We start from the raw sequence: 15,476 nt of genomic DNA, 5'->3' as shown, positions 1-15,476 counted from the left end.
CTCCTACGGACGACGGAAACGGCGGTCGGCGGCGGTGATGAATCCGCCCAGGGCCATCAACAGCGCGCCCAGCCAGATCCAGCGCACGAACGGCTTGATGTGCACCCGGACCGCCCATGCATTGTTGCCCAGCGGCTCGCCCAATGCCACGTAGACGTCGCCGTCGAAGCGTGCATCGATGCCGGCCTCGGTCATCACCTGGCCGCCGCTGGCGTACTGGCGCTTCTCCGGATGCAGCAGGGCCAGCTCGCGGCCGTCGCGGAACACGCGCAGGTGGCCGCGGTCGGCGATGAAGTTGGGGCCTTCGCGATGGTCCACGCCCTCGAAGCGCACCTCGTGGCGACCGACCACCAGCTGCTGGCCCGGTGCCAGCGCCACTTCGCGTTGCACGTTCAGTGCCTCTACCAGCAACGCGCCAGCCAGGAACACGGCAATGCCGGTGTGGGCGACGATCATGCCGAGCATTTCGGTGGTGAAGCGGCCATTGCCACGCAGGCGCTGCCAGACGAAGCGTGCGGTACCGAATCCGACCCAGGCCGCGGCGGCGACACCGAGACCGGCCTTCCAGCCGTTCTGCGGCGCCTGCCACCAGGCCAGCGCGCCCAGCAGCACCGCCAGCCCCAGCCAGGGCGCCAGCAGGGCGAATGCACGCGAAGGTTGGTCGCGCTGCCACTTCACCAGCGGGCCGAACGGCAGCAGCAGGATCATCGGCGCCATCAGCAGCAGGAACAGGCTGCCGAAGTAGGGCGGGCCGACCGAGATCTTGCCCAGCGACAGTGCATCTGCCAGCAGCGGATACAGCGTGCCGAGCAGGACCATCGCGCAGGCGGTGGCCAGCAGCAGGTTGTTGGCCAGCAGCAGGGTGTCGCGCGAGGTGGCGGTGAAGCCACGGCGTGGGTCGTCGGCGTCCACGCTGAGCTGGCTGGCGCGCAGCGCGTACAGCAGCAGGCTGCCGCCGATCAGCACCGACAGGAATACCAGGATGAACAGGCCGCGCGACGGATCGGCGGCAAACGAATGCACGCTGGTCAGCACGCCCGAGCGCACCAGGAACGTGCCCAGCAGCGACAGCGCAAAGGCGGCGATCGCCAGCAGCAGGGTCCAGCTGCCGAACGTGCCGCGCTTTTCAGTGACGGCCTGCGAATGGATCAATGCCGCACCGACCAGCCAGGGCATGAAGCTGGCATTCTCCACCGGGTCCCAGAACCACCAGCCGCCCCAGCCCAGCTCGTAGTAGGCCCACCAGCTGCCCAGCGCGATGCCCAGGGTCAGGAAGCCCCAGGCGACGTTGGTCCACGGCCGCGTCCAGCGCAGCCAGCGCGCATCGATGCGCCCCTCCAGCAGGGCCGCCACCGCGAATGCGAACGGAACGGCAAAGCCCACGTATCCGATGTACAGCATCGGCGGATGAATGATCAGCCCTGGGTCCTGCAGCAGCGGGTTGAGGTCGCGGCCTTCCAGCGGCGCCGGGTTCAGGCGCAGGAACGGATTGGAGGTGAAGATCAGAAAGGCGAGGAAGCCGACGCTGACCACGCCCATCACCGCCAGTACGCGCGCCTGCACGTGTGCCGGCAGGTGCCGCGAGAACAGCGCCACCGCGCCGGTCCACAGCGCCAGCACCAGCGCCCACATCAGCAGCGAGCCCTCGTGGGCCCCCCACACCGCCGAGTAGCGGTAGATCATCGGCAGCAGCGAATTGGAGTTCTCGGCCACGTAGCGCACCGAGAAATCCTGCTGCACGAACGCGGCGGTCAGCACCGCGAACGCGCCGGCGAGCAGCAGCAGCTGTGCGAAGGCGGCCGGCCGTGCCACCGCCATCCATGCCGTATTGCTGCGATGCGCGCCGACCAGCGGCAGGCCGGCCTGCAGCAGCGAGGCCAGCAACGCGCACAACAGCAGGATCTGACCCAGTTCGGGCAGCACTCAGCGCACCTCGGGTGCCGTCACCGGCACGTCATGCTTGCGATGGGCATCGCCCATCTTGTCGGCCACTTCCTTCGGCACGTACTTTTCATCGTGCTTGGCCAGCACTTCGTCGGCAACGAAGACACCATCCTGCAGGCGGCCACTGGCGACCACCGCGGTGCCTTCGGCAAACATGTCCGGAAGAATCCGCGACGTGGTCACCGCCAGCTGGGCATCGCCGTCGGTTACTTCGAAACGTGCTTCCAGCGAACCGACCGGGCGGTTGAAGGAGCCCTTCACCACCATGCCGCCCAAGCGGAACCGCGACTGTGCATCGACATCCCCGCGCAGCACTTCCGAGGGAGTGTAGAGGTAGGCGATGTTGCGTTCCAGCGCCATCGCCACCAGTGCGGTGGCCAGCCCGGAGGCGAGCAGGGCCAGCAGTACCCAGGCCAGGCGGCGGCGTTGTACCGGCGTCATCGTTCCAGCTCCGTCGACAGCGGCGCCGCAGCTTCCTGTTTGACGGCGCGGGTCTGCTGCCGCTGCTGGCGTGCCAGCGCCAACCGGCGTGCCATGCGCAGGCGCAGCCACGAACCGATGGCATCGGCGCCGAGCACCAGCACGAACACGGCGTACGCGCCGATCACATAGGGCAGGTGGGTCATGGCTGGGCCTCCCCGGCCGCGCGTGCGGCATCGACCCGGCCACCGACCCAGGCCTTGCCGGCCTCGCGGTCGAGATTGTCGGCGCGGGCCTTGGCCAGCACCGAACCGGCGAACCAGAACTTGGTGCCGATGACCATCCACCACAGTGGCGCGATCATCGCGCTGCTGATTGCCGATTCACCGAACACGTTGATCGACTGGCGCTGATGCAGGCCGCCCCACCAGTCCACCGAATAGCGGATCACCGGCAGCAGGCTGACACCGACGATGGCCAGCAGGCCGGCCGCGCGCGCGGCGCTGCGGCGGTCCTCGATGGCGTGGTACAGGCCGATCACGCCCAGGTACAGGAACAGCAGCACCAGTTCACTGGTCATGCGCGGGTCCCAGTCCCACCAGGTACCCCAGGTACCCTTGCCCCAGATGCTGCCGGTCAGCAGGGTGATCAGGGTGAAGCCGGCGCCCATCGGCGCACAGGCCATGGCCAGGATCTCGCAGACCTTGATCCGCCAGATCAGGGCGATGGCGGCATACAGCGCCATCAGCGCGAACACGAACAGGCTCATCCAGGCACTGGGCACGTGGATGTAGAGGATGCGGAAGCTGTCCAGCTGCTTGGCTTCCGGCGGCACCACCAGCAGCGCCTGCCACATGCCGACCAGCAGCACCGGCACCGCCGCGAGGTAGAACACCCGCGACCAGCGGGCAGCGAATCGGTCGAACGTGGGGGGCGAACCGAGTTGGTGGAACCAGCGGACAATCGGATTCATGCGTGGCGGCTATCCAGCAGGGGTGGATTGGCTCTCAGCTCGGTCAACTCAGAGAAATACGTATTGCAGCGGCGGTGGCCAACGGCGCCAGCACCAGCGCGACCAGCAGGCCGGCGCCAAGCATCAGCAGCGCACCGACCGGATCCTGTCCGCGTCCGGCTGCCGCCAGACTGCCTGCGCCGAACACCAGTACCGGCACGTACAGCGGCAGCGACAGCAATGCCACGAGAATACCAGAGCGTCGGATGCCGACGGTCAGTGCAGCGACCACGCCACCAATCAGGCTCAGCAACGGCGTTCCCAGCAGCAACGATGCCAGCAACATCGGCAGCTGGTCATGCGGCAGATGCAGCATTTCGGCCAGCAGCGGACTGACCACGATCAACGGCAGGGCGGTGGTGGCCCAGTGCAGCAGCACGCGCACCAGCACCAGCCAGGCCAGCGGCACCGGCGCCAGCAGCCATTGTTCCAGCGAGCCGTCTTCGGCATCGGAGCGGAACAGTGAATCCAGCGACAGCTGCCCGGCCAGCAGCACCGCAAGCCACAGCACTGCGCCTGCGGTGGCGGCCAGCAGTTGCGGCTCGCGACCCTGCGCCAGCGCGAACAGCACCACCACCAGCACCGCGAACAGCAGCGGCTGCAGCGCATCGCCGCGGCGGCGCCAGAGCAGGCGCAGGTCGCGCTTGAGCAGGGCGCCCGCGGTCTGCCACAGGCCCGGTTCGGTGCCTGGCGCGATCATGCGGCACCGCCGAGGTCGAGCTGGCGGGTACGCACCGGCGGTGCGGCATAGGCGCCATGGGTGGTGACCAGTGCCGCGCCACCGGCGCGCAGGTGCGCGGAAATCATCCGGTTGACCAGGGTGATGCCCTCCAGGTCGAGGTTGGCATAGGGTTCGTCGAGCAGCCACAGCGGCGCCGGCGACAGCCAGATGCGTGCCAGAGCCAGCCGCCGCTTCTGCCCGGCGGACAGATGCCGAACAAGGGTGTCCTCATAACCGGCCAGGCCGACGATGGCCAGCGCGTTGCCGGGCATCTGCCGCGCACGGCGGCCGTGCAGGCCACACAGGAAGTGCAGGTTCTCCAGCGTGTCCAGATCGGGCTTCAATGCGGGCAGGTGGCTGAGGTAGGCGACATAGCGCGCGCGCTCGGCATTGCCGGCCGGTCGGCCATCGATCTGCACCTGCCCGGCACCGGGCCGGGCCAGGCCGGCCAGCACGCGCAACAGCGTGGTCTTGCCGGCGCCGTTGCCGCCCTGCACCAGCAGGGCTTCGCCGGCGTCCACATGGAAGTCCAGCGGGCCGAACACCGGCTCGTCATTGCGGGAGAAGCTCAGGCCGCTGGCGGCCAGCAATGCAGGGGTGTTCAAGGGGCAGGGGTCTTCATGCCGGAGTGCGGCGGCAATTGTAGCGGTGAATGCTGTCCCGGTAGCGCCGGGCGATGCCCGGCGGCCGCAAGGCATATGCAAAGAGCCGCCGGGCATGGCCCGGCGCTACCGGCTGAACCCACAGTCGCAGCGTGGATTTCGTACACTTCTGGGCCTCGTTCCCCCAGATTCCAGGCCGATGCAACCCAACACCAAGCTGCCCAAGGTCGGTACCACGATCTTCACCGTGATGTCCCAGCTCGCCGCCGAACACGGCGCGGTCAACCTGGGCCAGGGTTTCCCGGACTTTTCCGCGCCGCAGCGCCTGATCGATGAGACGGCCAAGGCGATGGCCGCCGGGCTGAACCAGTACCCGCCGATGACCGGCGTGGCGCCGCTGCGCCAGGCCATCGCACAGAAGGCGCTGGACTGCTACGGCGCACAGGTCGATGCGGACAGCGAGATCACCGTCACCAGTGGCGGTACCGAGGCCATCTTCAACGCCATCCACGCCGTGGTGCGTGCCGGCGAAGAAGTGATCGTGCTCGACCCGGCCTATGACTGCTATGAACCGGCGATCGATCTGGCCGGTGCCAAGGCCGTGCATGTGTCGCTGGATCCGCAGACCTTCGCCGTCGACTGGGACCGCGTGCGTGCGGCGATCACCCCGCGCACACGCATGCTGATCGTCAACACCCCGCACAACCCGTCCGGCGCGATGCTGTCGGCGCAGGACATGCAGGCGCTGGCCGAGCTGCTGCGCGGCACGCAGATCTACCTGATCTCCGATGAGGTGTATGAGCACATCATCTATGACGGCCGCCGCCATGAATCGGCGCTGCGCTACCCGGAACTGCGCGAGCGCGCGTTCGTCATCTCCAGTTTCGGCAAGACCTACCACTGCACCGGCTGGAAGATCGGCTATGCGATCGCCCCGCCGGCGCTGACCGCCGAGTTCCGCAAGGTGCACCAGTACAACACCTTCACCAGCTTCGGTCCGGCGCAGTATGGCTTCGCCGCGATGATCCGCGATGAGCCCGAACACCACCTCGAGCTGGGCGCGTTCTACCAGGCCAAGCGCGACCGTTTCCGCGAGCAGCTGTCCAGCACCCGCCTGAAGGCGCTGCCGGTCCCGGGCGGCTACTTCCAGCTGGTCGATTACTCGGCCATCAGCGACCTGCCGGACCACGAGTTCGTGAAGTGGCTGACCATCGAGAAGGGCGTGACCGCCATCCCGCTGTCGCCGTTCTACGAGAATCCGCCGGCCGGTCAGCGCCTGGTGCGCCTGTGCTTCGCCAAGAATGAAGCGACCATGGACGCGGCGATCGAACGCCTGCGCCTTCTTTGAGCGGAGCAGTGACCATGCAGGACCTGCGCATTTCCCTCGTCCAGGGCGACACCCGCTGGCATGATCCGGCGGGCAACCGTGAGTACTACGGCGCACTGCTGGCACCGCTGGCCGGCACCACCGACTTGGTGATCCTGCCGGAGACCTTCACCAGTGGCTTCTCCAACGACGCCATCGCCCAGGCCGAAGGCATGGACGGCCCGACCGTGGCCTGGGTGCGCGAGCAGGCCAGGGCCTTGAACGCGGCGGTGATCGGCAGCGTGCAGTTGCGTGATGGCGAAGGCGTCTACAACCGCCTGCTGTTCGCCACGCCCGATGGCAACCTGGAGTACTACGACAAGCGCCACCTGTTCCGTTACGGCGGCGAGCACGAGCGCTATGCTGCCGGTCGCGACCGCCTGAGCGTGGAATGGAAGGGCTGGCGGATCAATCCGCAGGTCTGCTACGACCTGCGTTTCCCGGTGTTCTGCCGCAACCGCTACAACGTGGAGCGTCCGCAGCAGCTGGATTTCGACCTGCAGATCTTCGTTGCCAACTGGCCGTCGGCACGCGCCTATGCGTGGAAGACACTGCTGCGTGCACGTGCGATCGAGAACCTGTGCTTCGTGGCGGCAGTGAATCGCGTGGGCGTCGATGGCAACCAGCTGCATTACGCCGGCGACAGCGCGGTGCTGGATTTCCTCGGTCAGCCGCAGGTGGAGATTCGCGAACGCGAACAGGTGGTCACCACCACCGTCTCGGCCGAGGCGCTGGCAGCACACCGCGCGCGCTTCCCGGCCATGCTTGATGCCGATGCCTTCCATCTGGACGAGCAGGCCTGAGCGACGGCCTGAACGCCGCCGCACCAGCGCGCGCGCCTGCATTCAACGTGCACGCGCGCGCTGTTAGATTCGCCGCCAGTCCGACCGAACTGGAAGTCCCGCCATGAACAAGCCCTTCGCCCTGCTACTGGCGCTGTCCGCCGCAGCGTTGGCCCCCGCCGCGCACGCTGCCGGCAACCTCGATTGCGAGCTGCGCTACAACCTGTCCGGCTGGTCGTTGATCTACAAGACCGCATCCGGTAATGGCACGGTCACCTGCAGCAACGGCGCCAGCCTGCCGGTGCGCATCCAGATGAAGGGGGGCGGCCTGACCGTCGGCAAGTCGAAGATCACCAACGGGCGTGGCAGCTTCACCGGCGCGGTCAGCGTCAACGAGCTGCTGGGCACTTACGCCTCGGTCGGCGCGCATGCCGGTGCGGTGAAGTCCAGCAACGCGCAGGTGATGACCAAGGGCGACATCTCGCTGGCCCTGTCCGGTACCGGCAAGGGCTGGGACCTGGGCGTGGACGGCACCGCGTTCACCCTCAGCCGGCGCTGAGGCGCGACGGCGCGGCAGTTCCCCAGTTGATGCGGATGTAGTGCTGTTCGGAATCGCTCAACAACCGTTCAACACCGAAACCATTCTTCAGCAACTGTGCGACCACGTCTTCGACGAGCTGCTCGCTGGCCATCACCTGGCTGAAGCCGAACACGACGTAGCGGCGGCCATTTTCCGAGCCGATCTGGATGGCGTTGTCGAGATCGCGGTAGAACAGTTCGATCGGGCGCTTGGCGGCATCGACGTTGGCGCGGGCCTGTTCGGCGGTGATGGTGATCATGGGCATCTGCCTTGTGTGTGAGAGCGCGCACGATAGCCAGGGAATCAAAGCCGTTCCCGGAAGGCGCGCACAGTGCGCTGCTTTTGCAGCAATTCCTAGGCTGCAGCGGGACGCTGCCGCTGCAGCCACAAGGCCAGCAGGCCGCACACGATGAGGGTCGGTGCCAGCAGCTGCACTGCACCGACCAGCGCCATTGCCGCACCGATCAGCAGGTAGTAGAGCAGGCCGAACAGCGCGCCTGCGCTGCCGAGACAGTGTGGATAGCCGCGCAAGGCCTGGCCGAGCACATTGGGAATGGCAAGGCCGAAGCCCGTCACCACCGGCACCATCGCCGCGACCAGGGCAGGGTGATCATGCAGCAGCGCGGCCAGCAGGCCTCCCGTCAGAACCAGTCCTGCGGCGATGCGGATGCGCGTGGTTGTGGCAACGCCTGCACGCAGCAGGCGGCCATTGCCCCACGCGCCCAGTGCCGAGCCCAGTGCCAGCACCGCGCCGCTGGCGCCGAACCAGGTGGCTGGCCAGTGCAGGCGCGCAAACACGAAGGGGCCGAGCACATACCAGCTGTACATCGCCACGTTGAAGGCCATCACCAGCAACGCGTGTGACCAGATCCAGCGATCGCGCAGCAGTTCCCGCAGCAGCGGCAGCATGGGCGTGTGCGGGATATGTGCAGGACGGCTTTCGCGCAGGCCAGCCAGGCATGCGACTGCCAGCAAGGCAGCAACCAGCAGCAGGCCGGACTGTACGCCGGCATAGCCATGGGCGGCGACCAGCAGCGTGCCCAGTGCAAGGCCGATGGCCGGGCTCAGGGCCAGGGCCATGCCGATCCAAGAGAATGCCTGCGCCAACGCTGGACCCTGCAGATGGTCGCGCAGCACGGTCTGGGTCACCACCGAAGCGGCGGCGGCGCCGACTGCGGCCAACGCCTGGGCCAGCAGCACCTGGCCGAAGCTGCCAGCCATCAGCCCACCCAGTGCAGCTACTCCGAAGACGCCGAGGCCACAGAGAAGGGCGGGGCGACGACCGATACGATCGGCCAGGCGCCCCCACAGCAGCACGCCTGCAGCGAAGCCGAACAGGTACAGGCTCATGGCCTGGCTGGCGGCACTCGGCGGCAGGGCGAAGCGTTCGGCCAGATCGGCCAGGGCCGGGCTGTACAGGGTCTGTGCCAACTGCGGAAACATCAGCAGTGCAATGGTGAGCAACAACAGGCGGCGCGACATGCGGGCGCTCCAGGAACAGGGCCGCGCATTGTGGTCGCGCCCGCAATGGCGCACTCTGTCTATCCTGTCATCAGATATATGAAATCAGACATGGCCTGGTTGCAGCCGGATGCGCACTTCGACGCCGATGCCTGGGGCGCTCCGGTGTTGGGGATCGCGGCCTCACTGGCGGATCACGACTCGGGTTGGCACCAACATGCACGCGCGCAGCTGCTGTACACCCGGCAGGGCTGTACGCGCCTGACCTACGGTGATCGCGTCAGCCTGCTGCCGCCCGCGCGCGCGGCGTGGATTCCGGGTGGGCTGCGCCATCGTGCGCAGATGCGCCAGGCAGTCGACTACCGTTCGTTGTACTTCGACGCCACCCTGTCGGCCCAGCTGCCCCGGCAGCCGGCGATCATCGGCGTCGGTCCGCTGCTGCAGGCCTTGCTGGAGCCGATCGCGCAGGCGCCGTTCGACCATGACTGGCAGTCGCCGCGCGCGCACCATCAACTGGCGTTGTGCGTGCTGGAAATCGCCGCTGCACCGGTGGCGCCGATGGACCTGCCTTTACCGCGTGATCCGCGGATCGCACGTTGCCTGCCGCTGGCCGAGCAGCTGCCGCCCGAACTGGGGGAGCTGGCCGCGCGCACGGGCCTGAGCGCGCGTACTGTCGGCCGGTTGATGCAGCGTGATACCGGCATGAGCTACCAAGCCTGGCGCCAGCAATGGCGACTGATGCGGGCCATGGAGTTGCTGCTGCTGGGCCAACGCGTGGCGCATGTGGCGCAGGACACCGGCTTCTCCGCCGAGAGCCCGTTCATCGCCTTCTTCCGCAGCATGACCGGCACCACGCCCGCCGCGTTCCAGCGCCACGCAAAAGGGGACGGAAGGGATTAAGTCGCTTTCGCCTCTTCGACACAGGCCGTGGCAAGAACGACTTAATCCCCTCCGTCCCCTTTTCAACGAAAAACCCCGGCCTGCGCCGGGGTTTTTCATTTCAGGCGTGCCGGTGATCAGCCGCCGCGCGGGCCGCTGCGGCGCGGGCCGCCCGGACCGCGATTGCCGCCGGGGCCACCCGGGCCACGGTTGCTACCCGGACCACCCGGGCCGCGATTACCGCCCGGACCGCGGTTGCCGCCGCCCGGACCGCGACCGCCCGGACGGGCGCCCTGTGCCGGCTTCGGGCTGCCATACGGGTTGAAGCCCGGCGTGGCGTGGTCGGACGGGAAGCTCGGGGCATTGCCCGGATGGCCGTACGGGTGCTTGTTGCCCTGGCCCTGCGAGCGGTTGCCCGCACCGGCCGGACGACCCTGGCCGCCTGCGCCGCCACGGCCTTCACCGCCGAAACCGCCACGGCCCTGGCCGCCACCGGCGCCTGCGCCCGGACCCTTCGGCTTGCCATACGGACGGCCCTGGCCGCCTGCACCCGGACCACGGGCACCGGGGCCACGCGCGCCCGGGCCGGCATTGCGATGGCCGCTCGGGCCGGTGCTCACGCCATCCGGCACGTACCAGGTGCGGAACGCGGCCGGGTTGCCTTCCGGCAGCGAACGATCGTTCTTCTGGGCGCGCTGCTTGAACGGCTTCTGCGACTGCTTGGCTGCCGCTTCACCGCTGACCGTCAGGCCACCCTTGAAGCCGCCGCCCTTGCCGCCGCGACCACGGCCGCGGTCTTCGCGGACGTTATCGAAACGACGCAGCTCGCGGCCCTCGTCGGCGGTGTTGTGGCCGTTGACGTAGGCGTTGCCGCGGCCACCTTCGCGCACGCGCACGGTGGTCTTGGCGGCGCGGCGCTGGCCGATCACCGGCTGCAGCGTCAGTGCCGACGGCGCGCCTTCTTCCAGCTTCAGCTGCGCGCGCAGGGCTTCAACCTGCGTGGTGCCCAGTTCCACCGAATGGCCGCGGGCCAGTTCGCGCGGCAGGCTCACCTTGCCGTAGCGGGTGCGCTTCAGGCGGCTGACCTGGCAGCCCTGCGACTCCCACAGGCGGCGCACTTCGCGGTTGCGGCCTTCCTTCACCACGACGCGGAACCAGTCGTGCGAGTCGGTGCCGCCGATGCGTTCGATCTCGTCGAACTTGGCCGGGCCGTCTTCCAGTGCCACGCCACGGGTGAGGCGGTCGACGATGGCGTCGGAGACCTTTTCCTCGCCTTCCGGCGCACGCACGCGGACCACGTATTCGCGCTCGACCTCGAAAGACGGGTGCATCATGGCGTTGGCCAGTTCACCGTCGGTGGTGGCCAGCAGCAGGCCGGTGGTGTTGATGTCCAGGCGGCCGATCGCGATCCAGCGCGCGCCCTTCAGCGGCGGCAGCGATTCGAATACGGTCGGGCGGCCTTCCGGATCATCGCGCGTGGTCACTTCGCCTTCCGGCTTGTTGTAGACCAGCACGCGCGACGGCTCGGCCAGGGCGGTGGCGACGAAGCCACGGCCATCCAGTTCGATCTTGTCGCCACTCTTGACCGACATGCCGGTCTGCGCGACTTCACCGTTGACCTTGACCAGGCCTTCGGCGATGCGCTGTTCCAGCGCGCGGCGCGAGCCGAGGCCGGCCTGGGCCAGCACCTTGTGCAGGCGCTCTTCCAGCTTGAACTGTTCGGAGGTGGCTTCGCGCTTCAGCGAGAGCTTGTTACGGGGGGTGTCACTCATCAGTTTTGCTCCGGCCGACGGTTTCGAGGTCGGCCTCTGGTTCGGAATCGGCTTGGTCAACAGCCACGGTCGTCATCGCGACGGCGTTGTCTTCGCGTTCGTTCACTGGCACCGCGCGCTCGCCCGGCGCGGAATCGGGGTGCCCATCATCGAGGGGCGAAGGTGCTTGCTCATCGATAGCCGCCGCAGGAGCTGCGTCGGCGGAATCGGGGGTGTCACTGCCGGCCAGGCCGGCATCATCGTTCGCGGCAGCGCCTTCGTCGCCGGCCGAGATGTCAGGACCGTCGGCGCTTGCTGCTGCGGGCGCATCGCGGTCCAGGGACAGCTGGGGTTCCAGCTCGCCCAGGTCCTTCAGTTCCGACAGAGGCGGCAGCTCATCCAATCGCTTCAGGCCGAAATAATCCAGAAAGCCCTTGGTGGTGCCGAACAGCGCAGGCTTGCCGGGCACATCGCGGTGGCCGACCACGCGGATCCACTCGCGTTCTTCCAGCGCCTGGATGATGTTGCTGCTGACCGCCACGCCGCGTACCTGCTCGATCTCGCCGCGGGTGATCGGTTGCCGGTAGGCGATCAGCGCCAGGGTTTCCAGGGTGGCGCGGGTGTAACGGGTCTTGCGTTCGGTCCACAGCCGGCTGATCCAGCCATGCACTTCGCCGGTCACCTGGTAGCGGAAGCCGGAGGCGACCTCGACCAGTTCCACGCCGCGGCCTTCGCAGGCTTCGCGCAGGCGTTCCAGCGCGCGTTCGATGCTGCCCGGCGGTGCCGGTTCCTCTTCCGGGAACAGGTCCTTCAGCTGGGCCAGGGTGAGCGGCTGACTGGAGGCCAGCAAGGCACCCTCGACAATGCGGTTGATCAGCAGTTGATCCATCGGCAGTCAGCGCTCACTCGTCTGCATTGGCGGCGTCGTTGTCGTCGAACTCGCTGCTGAACTGCAGCGGGGCATTGGTGTTGCCGGCGGCCAGCGATTTCACGTAGATCGGCGCCAGTGGTTCTTCCTGGACGATGTCCAGCAGCTGTTCCTTGGCCAGTTCCAGCACCGCCAGGAACGTGACCAGCACGCCCAGCTTGCCTTCTTCGGCCGTGAACAGCCCTTCAAAACGATAGAACTTGCCATCTTCCAGGCGTCCCAGCACTTCGCCCATGCGTTGCCGCACGCTCAGTGCCTCACGCTTGATGGCGTGACCGCTGAACAGCTCGGCGCGCTTGAGCACGTCGTGCAGGGCCAGCAGCATCTCCTTCAGGTCCACCGGCGGCGGCAGCTTCACCGTGGCGCGTTCGGGCATGAAGGCGTGCGCCACCGTAGTGTCGCGGTCCTGGCGGGGCAGGGCATCGATGTCCTCGGCGGCCTGCTTGAAACGTTCGTACTCCTGCAGCCGGCGCACCAGTTCGGCGCGCGGGTCGGCTTCATCGCCTTCCTCGCTGACCGGGCGCGGCAGCAGCATGCGCGACTTCACCTCGGCCAGGATCGCTGCCATCACCAGGTACTCGGCGGCCAGCTCGAAGCGCAGCTCGCGCATCACGGTGATGTATTCCACGTACTGCCGGGTGATCTCGGCTACCGGAATGTCCAGGACATCCAGGTTCTGGCGGCGGATCAGGTACAGCAGCAGGTCCAGCGGGCCTTCGAAGGCATCCAGGATGACTTCCAGCGCGTCCGGCGGAATGTACAGGTCCTGCGGAATCTGCAGGACCGGTTGCCCATGCACCACGGCCAGCGGCATTTCCTGCTGCTGTGGGGCGGGCGGCCGGGTTGGCGGGTTCGCGTCGAGCGCGAGTTCGGAAGTCATCTAATGGACATCAGGATTGCAACGGACCAGTCGCGGCACCGGGTTCGCCGGGCCAACGCCACGGAGCCCCAGGGCACCAGACACGCCGGGATCGGCGCGATTCCACACATATCAAACAGCAGGACGTGCCGCACGAAACGGCGGCGACGGAACTACGGGGAGGTCGTCTACGTGGCCCGGCCAGGTGGACCGGTTTGAAGCAGCGGGACGGTCGTCGGGGGCTGCGTTGGCCGCAAAAACCGACGGGCTGCTGCATCCAGCCACGTGCAATGGAGTCTAGGGTAAGCCTTTGTTGCGCCAGTGTCCAGCCGGGCCGGGGCAGGGGTCGCATTGGCTAGAATCTGCGGACCCGACAACGCAAGCGAGGAAATGCCGGTGTGGTATGTGATCGAAGGGTATGACGGCCAGGATGTGCTGGCGCAGCGGCTGCAGGCGCGGCCGGAACACCTGGCGCGGTTGCACGCGCTGCGCGACGAGGGACGCCTGCTGCTGGCCGGCCCGTGCCCGGCGGTGGACAGTGAAGACCCGGGCCCGGCCGGTTACAGCGGCTCGGTGGTGATCGCGCAGTTCGAGTCGCTGCTGCAGGCCCAGGCCTGGGCCGACGCCGACCCGTACGTGGCCGCCGGCGTCTACACCCGCGTGCAGGTGCGACCGTTTCGCAAGGTGTTGCCGTGAACGCGGAACGGATCTCGCGAATGCGTGATGCGCTGCAGCATGCCCTGGCGCCGAGCGTGCTCGAGATCGAAGACGACAGTCATCGCCACGCAGGCCATGCCGGTGCGCGCGATGGCCGCGGACATTTCAACGTGCATGTGGTGAGTGAACGCTTTGCCGGACTGGGCCCGCTGGCCCGGCATCGCGCGGTGTACGCCGCGCTGGGGGCGATGATGGAGACCGACATCCACGCGTTGTCCATCCGCGCGCAGACCCCGTCAGAACAGGGCTGAGCCCTTGTCCCACGCTGTCCTGGCGGGTCCCCGCGGGGGCTCGCTGCAGACAGATTTCCATGTCCATTTCGGGACATTCGCCTAACGGACTGTTTACAAGCCCAGATGGAAACGCTTACATTCCGCGCCAATGCTGGTAGGTCCAAGCCGTGGAGGGCGGCTTCGTGAACAAGGCAGCTATCACAATCAAAGACGTCGCACGCGAAGCCCGGGTCTCCGTGGCCACGGTTTCCCGCGCGCTCAACGGGCATGAAAATGTCGCCGAACCGGTCCGCCAGCTTGTGCTGGAGGTCGCCGCACGGCTGCGTTACACCCCGCACGCCGCCGCCCGCAGCCTGAGCAGCCGCCGCACCAATACGGTGGGCGTGGTGCTGCCTGACCTGTACGGCGAATTCTTCTCCGAGCTGATGCGTGGCATCGACAATGTCGCCCGTAGCCGCCGCCAGCACCTGCTGGTGTCCAGCTACCACGGTGACCAGGAGCAGCAGGGTGCGGCCCTGCGCGCCATGCGCGGCCGCGTCGACGGCCTGCTGGTGCTCTCGCCCTATGCCGAGAGCCCGGGCTTCCTGACCGACAACCTGCCGCAGTCGTTGCCGACGGTGTTGATCAACACCTATCTGCCCGGGCAGGACCACCCGGTGCTGAGCATCGACGACCATGCCGGTGCGATGGCGATGACCCGTCATCTGCTTGACGCTGGCCACCGTCGCATCGCTTTCATTTCTGGCCCGGATCTCAACTTCGACGCGCGCGAGCGCCTGCGCGGCTTCCGTGACGCGCTGGCGGCTTTTGGCGGTGGCGCCGAAGGCATCGAGCTGCCCGGTGATTTCGACGAAGCTTCCGGCCATCGCGCCGGTCAGGAGTTGCTGGCAGCCGGAGCGCTGCCTGATGCCGTGTTCGCCGCCAACGACATGATGGCGCTGGGCTGCCTGTATGCGTTCACGCAGGCAGGGGTCCGTGTCCCGGCCGATGTGGCCCTGGCGGGTTTCGATGATATTCCACTGGCGCGTTTCGTCCACCCGTCGCTGACCACCATGCAGGTCAGCATCGCCGAGCTCGGCGACCGGGCCATGACGCGCCTGCTGCAGTTGATGGACGGCACCTCCACGGACGGGACAGGGGACAAGCAGACCCTGGTTCCCCGCTTGATAGTTCGCGATTCCACCACTCCGCCATCGGGCCGTTGAAGCCAGAGGCGTTCCT

General features: G+C 67.5%; 18 protein-coding genes. 7 read left to right on the top strand and 11 right to left on the bottom strand.

The window, feature by feature from the left end:
• Positions 1-3: 3 nt before the first annotated feature.
• Genes M1L61_RS15100 through ccmA form a run of 6 tightly spaced genes read right to left on the bottom strand, consistent with a single transcriptional unit; the run spans position 4 to position 4,702 of the window.
• The gene (locus tag M1L61_RS15100; RefSeq protein ID WP_248853728.1) at positions 4-1,923 is read right to left on the bottom strand and encodes a heme lyase CcmF/NrfE family subunit; all 1,920 of its coding nucleotides are present in this window, start codon (positions 1,921-1,923) and stop codon (positions 4-6) included.
• A complete protein-coding gene (ccmE, locus tag M1L61_RS15095; RefSeq protein ID WP_100446247.1) occupies positions 1,924-2,385 on the bottom strand; it encodes a cytochrome c maturation protein CcmE in 462 nt (153 codons plus the stop codon). It abuts the gene before it with no gap.
• On the bottom strand, positions 2,382-2,570 hold the full coding sequence (locus M1L61_RS15090) for a heme exporter protein CcmD (protein ID WP_010486686.1): 189 nt from the start codon (positions 2,568-2,570) through the stop codon (positions 2,382-2,384). Before M1L61_RS15090 ends, ccmE begins: the two co-directional genes overlap by 4 nt.
• Positions 2,567-3,337, bottom strand: coding sequence for a heme ABC transporter permease CcmC (gene ccmC / locus M1L61_RS15085; protein WP_010486688.1), 771 nt, complete (start codon positions 3,335-3,337; stop codon positions 2,567-2,569). The genes M1L61_RS15090 and ccmC overlap by 4 nt, the downstream gene beginning before the upstream one ends.
• Positions 3,338-3,380: 43 nt before the next feature.
• Entirely contained in the window at positions 3,381-4,076 is a 696-nt protein-coding gene (gene ccmB / locus M1L61_RS15080) for a heme exporter protein CcmB (protein WP_006456616.1), read from the bottom strand.
• Positions 4,073-4,702, bottom strand: coding sequence for a heme ABC exporter ATP-binding protein CcmA (gene ccmA / locus M1L61_RS15075; RefSeq protein ID WP_019336398.1), 630 nt, complete (start codon positions 4,700-4,702; stop codon positions 4,073-4,075). Before ccmA ends, ccmB begins: the two co-directional genes overlap by 4 nt.
• A 196-nt stretch (positions 4,703-4,898) precedes the next feature.
• Here ccmA and M1L61_RS15070 point away from each other — a divergent pair, with 196 nt between their 5' ends.
• The 3 genes from M1L61_RS15070 (at position 4,899) to M1L61_RS15060 (ending at position 7,406) form a co-directional block, all read left to right on the top strand.
• Positions 4,899-6,047, top strand: coding sequence for a pyridoxal phosphate-dependent aminotransferase (locus M1L61_RS15070; protein ID WP_010486694.1), 1,149 nt, complete (start codon positions 4,899-4,901; stop codon positions 6,045-6,047).
• 14 nt (positions 6,048-6,061) lie between these two features.
• Positions 6,062-6,868: an amidohydrolase gene (locus M1L61_RS15065; protein ID WP_010486696.1), complete on the top strand. Its 807-nt coding sequence runs from the start codon at positions 6,062-6,064 to the stop codon at positions 6,866-6,868.
• 103 nt (positions 6,869-6,971) lie between these two features.
• Positions 6,972-7,406, top strand: coding sequence for a hypothetical protein (locus M1L61_RS15060; RefSeq protein WP_010486698.1), 435 nt, complete (start codon positions 6,972-6,974; stop codon positions 7,404-7,406).
• Here the strand turns inward: M1L61_RS15060 and M1L61_RS15055 are convergent.
• Both M1L61_RS15055 and M1L61_RS15050 read right to left on the bottom strand, forming a co-directional pair.
• Entirely contained in the window at positions 7,393-7,686 is a 294-nt protein-coding gene (locus M1L61_RS15055; RefSeq protein WP_043401502.1) for a hypothetical protein, read from the bottom strand. The genes M1L61_RS15060 and M1L61_RS15055 overlap by 14 nt on opposite strands.
• 95 nt (positions 7,687-7,781) lie before the next feature.
• Positions 7,782-8,909 (bottom strand): MFS transporter, encoded by a 1,128-nt coding sequence (locus M1L61_RS15050; protein WP_248853727.1) that lies wholly within the window; start codon positions 8,907-8,909, stop codon positions 7,782-7,784.
• Between the two features lie 90 nt (positions 8,910-8,999).
• On the opposite strand from M1L61_RS15050, the gene M1L61_RS15045 reads away from it, so the two are divergent.
• Positions 9,000-9,788 carry a helix-turn-helix transcriptional regulator gene (locus M1L61_RS15045; protein WP_248853726.1) on the top strand — a complete coding sequence of 263 codons (789 nt, stop codon included), beginning with the start codon at positions 9,000-9,002 and terminating at the stop codon, positions 9,786-9,788.
• A gap of 116 nt (positions 9,789-9,904) precedes the next feature.
• Here the strand turns inward: M1L61_RS15045 and M1L61_RS15040 are convergent, their stop codons facing one another.
• Genes M1L61_RS15040 through M1L61_RS15030 form a run of 3 tightly spaced genes read right to left on the bottom strand, consistent with a single transcriptional unit; the run spans position 9,905 to position 13,326 of the window.
• A complete protein-coding gene (locus M1L61_RS15040; protein ID WP_071306023.1) occupies positions 9,905-11,539 on the bottom strand; it encodes a pseudouridine synthase in 1,635 nt (544 codons plus the stop codon).
• Positions 11,532-12,407, bottom strand: a complete 876-nt coding sequence (gene scpB / locus M1L61_RS15035) for an SMC-Scp complex subunit ScpB (protein WP_019336635.1) — start codon at positions 12,405-12,407, stop codon at positions 11,532-11,534. The genes M1L61_RS15040 and scpB overlap by 8 nt, the downstream gene beginning before the upstream one ends.
• Positions 12,408-12,420: 13 nt before the next feature.
• The gene (locus tag M1L61_RS15030) at positions 12,421-13,326 is read right to left on the bottom strand and encodes a ScpA family protein (protein WP_010486714.1); all 906 of its coding nucleotides are present in this window, start codon (positions 13,324-13,326) and stop codon (positions 12,421-12,423) included.
• A 375-nt stretch (positions 13,327-13,701) separates the two neighbouring features.
• Here M1L61_RS15030 and M1L61_RS15025 point away from each other — a divergent pair, with 375 nt between their 5' ends.
• From M1L61_RS15025 to M1L61_RS15015, 3 genes are all read left to right on the top strand, one after another.
• A complete protein-coding gene (locus M1L61_RS15025) occupies positions 13,702-14,001 on the top strand; it encodes a YciI family protein (RefSeq protein WP_029550673.1) in 300 nt (99 codons plus the stop codon).
• A 20-nt stretch (positions 14,002-14,021) separates the two neighbouring features.
• Complete coding sequence (locus M1L61_RS15020; protein ID WP_010486717.1) at positions 14,022-14,273, top strand: BolA family protein; 252 nt, start codon at positions 14,022-14,024, stop codon at positions 14,271-14,273.
• 149 nt (positions 14,274-14,422) lie between these two features.
• On the top strand, positions 14,423-15,460 hold the full coding sequence (locus tag M1L61_RS15015) for a LacI family DNA-binding transcriptional regulator (protein WP_019336632.1): 1,038 nt from the start codon (positions 14,423-14,425) through the stop codon (positions 15,458-15,460).
• Positions 15,461-15,476 lie beyond the last annotated feature (16 nt).

The organism is Stenotrophomonas sp. NY11291 (assembly GCF_023277365.1).
In the GTDB taxonomy this organism is placed as follows: Bacteria; Pseudomonadota; Gammaproteobacteria; order Xanthomonadales; family Xanthomonadaceae; genus Stenotrophomonas; species Stenotrophomonas geniculata.
The sequence above is the reverse complement of the archived record's forward strand: the minus strand, read 5'-3'. Positions and strand labels throughout refer to the sequence as shown.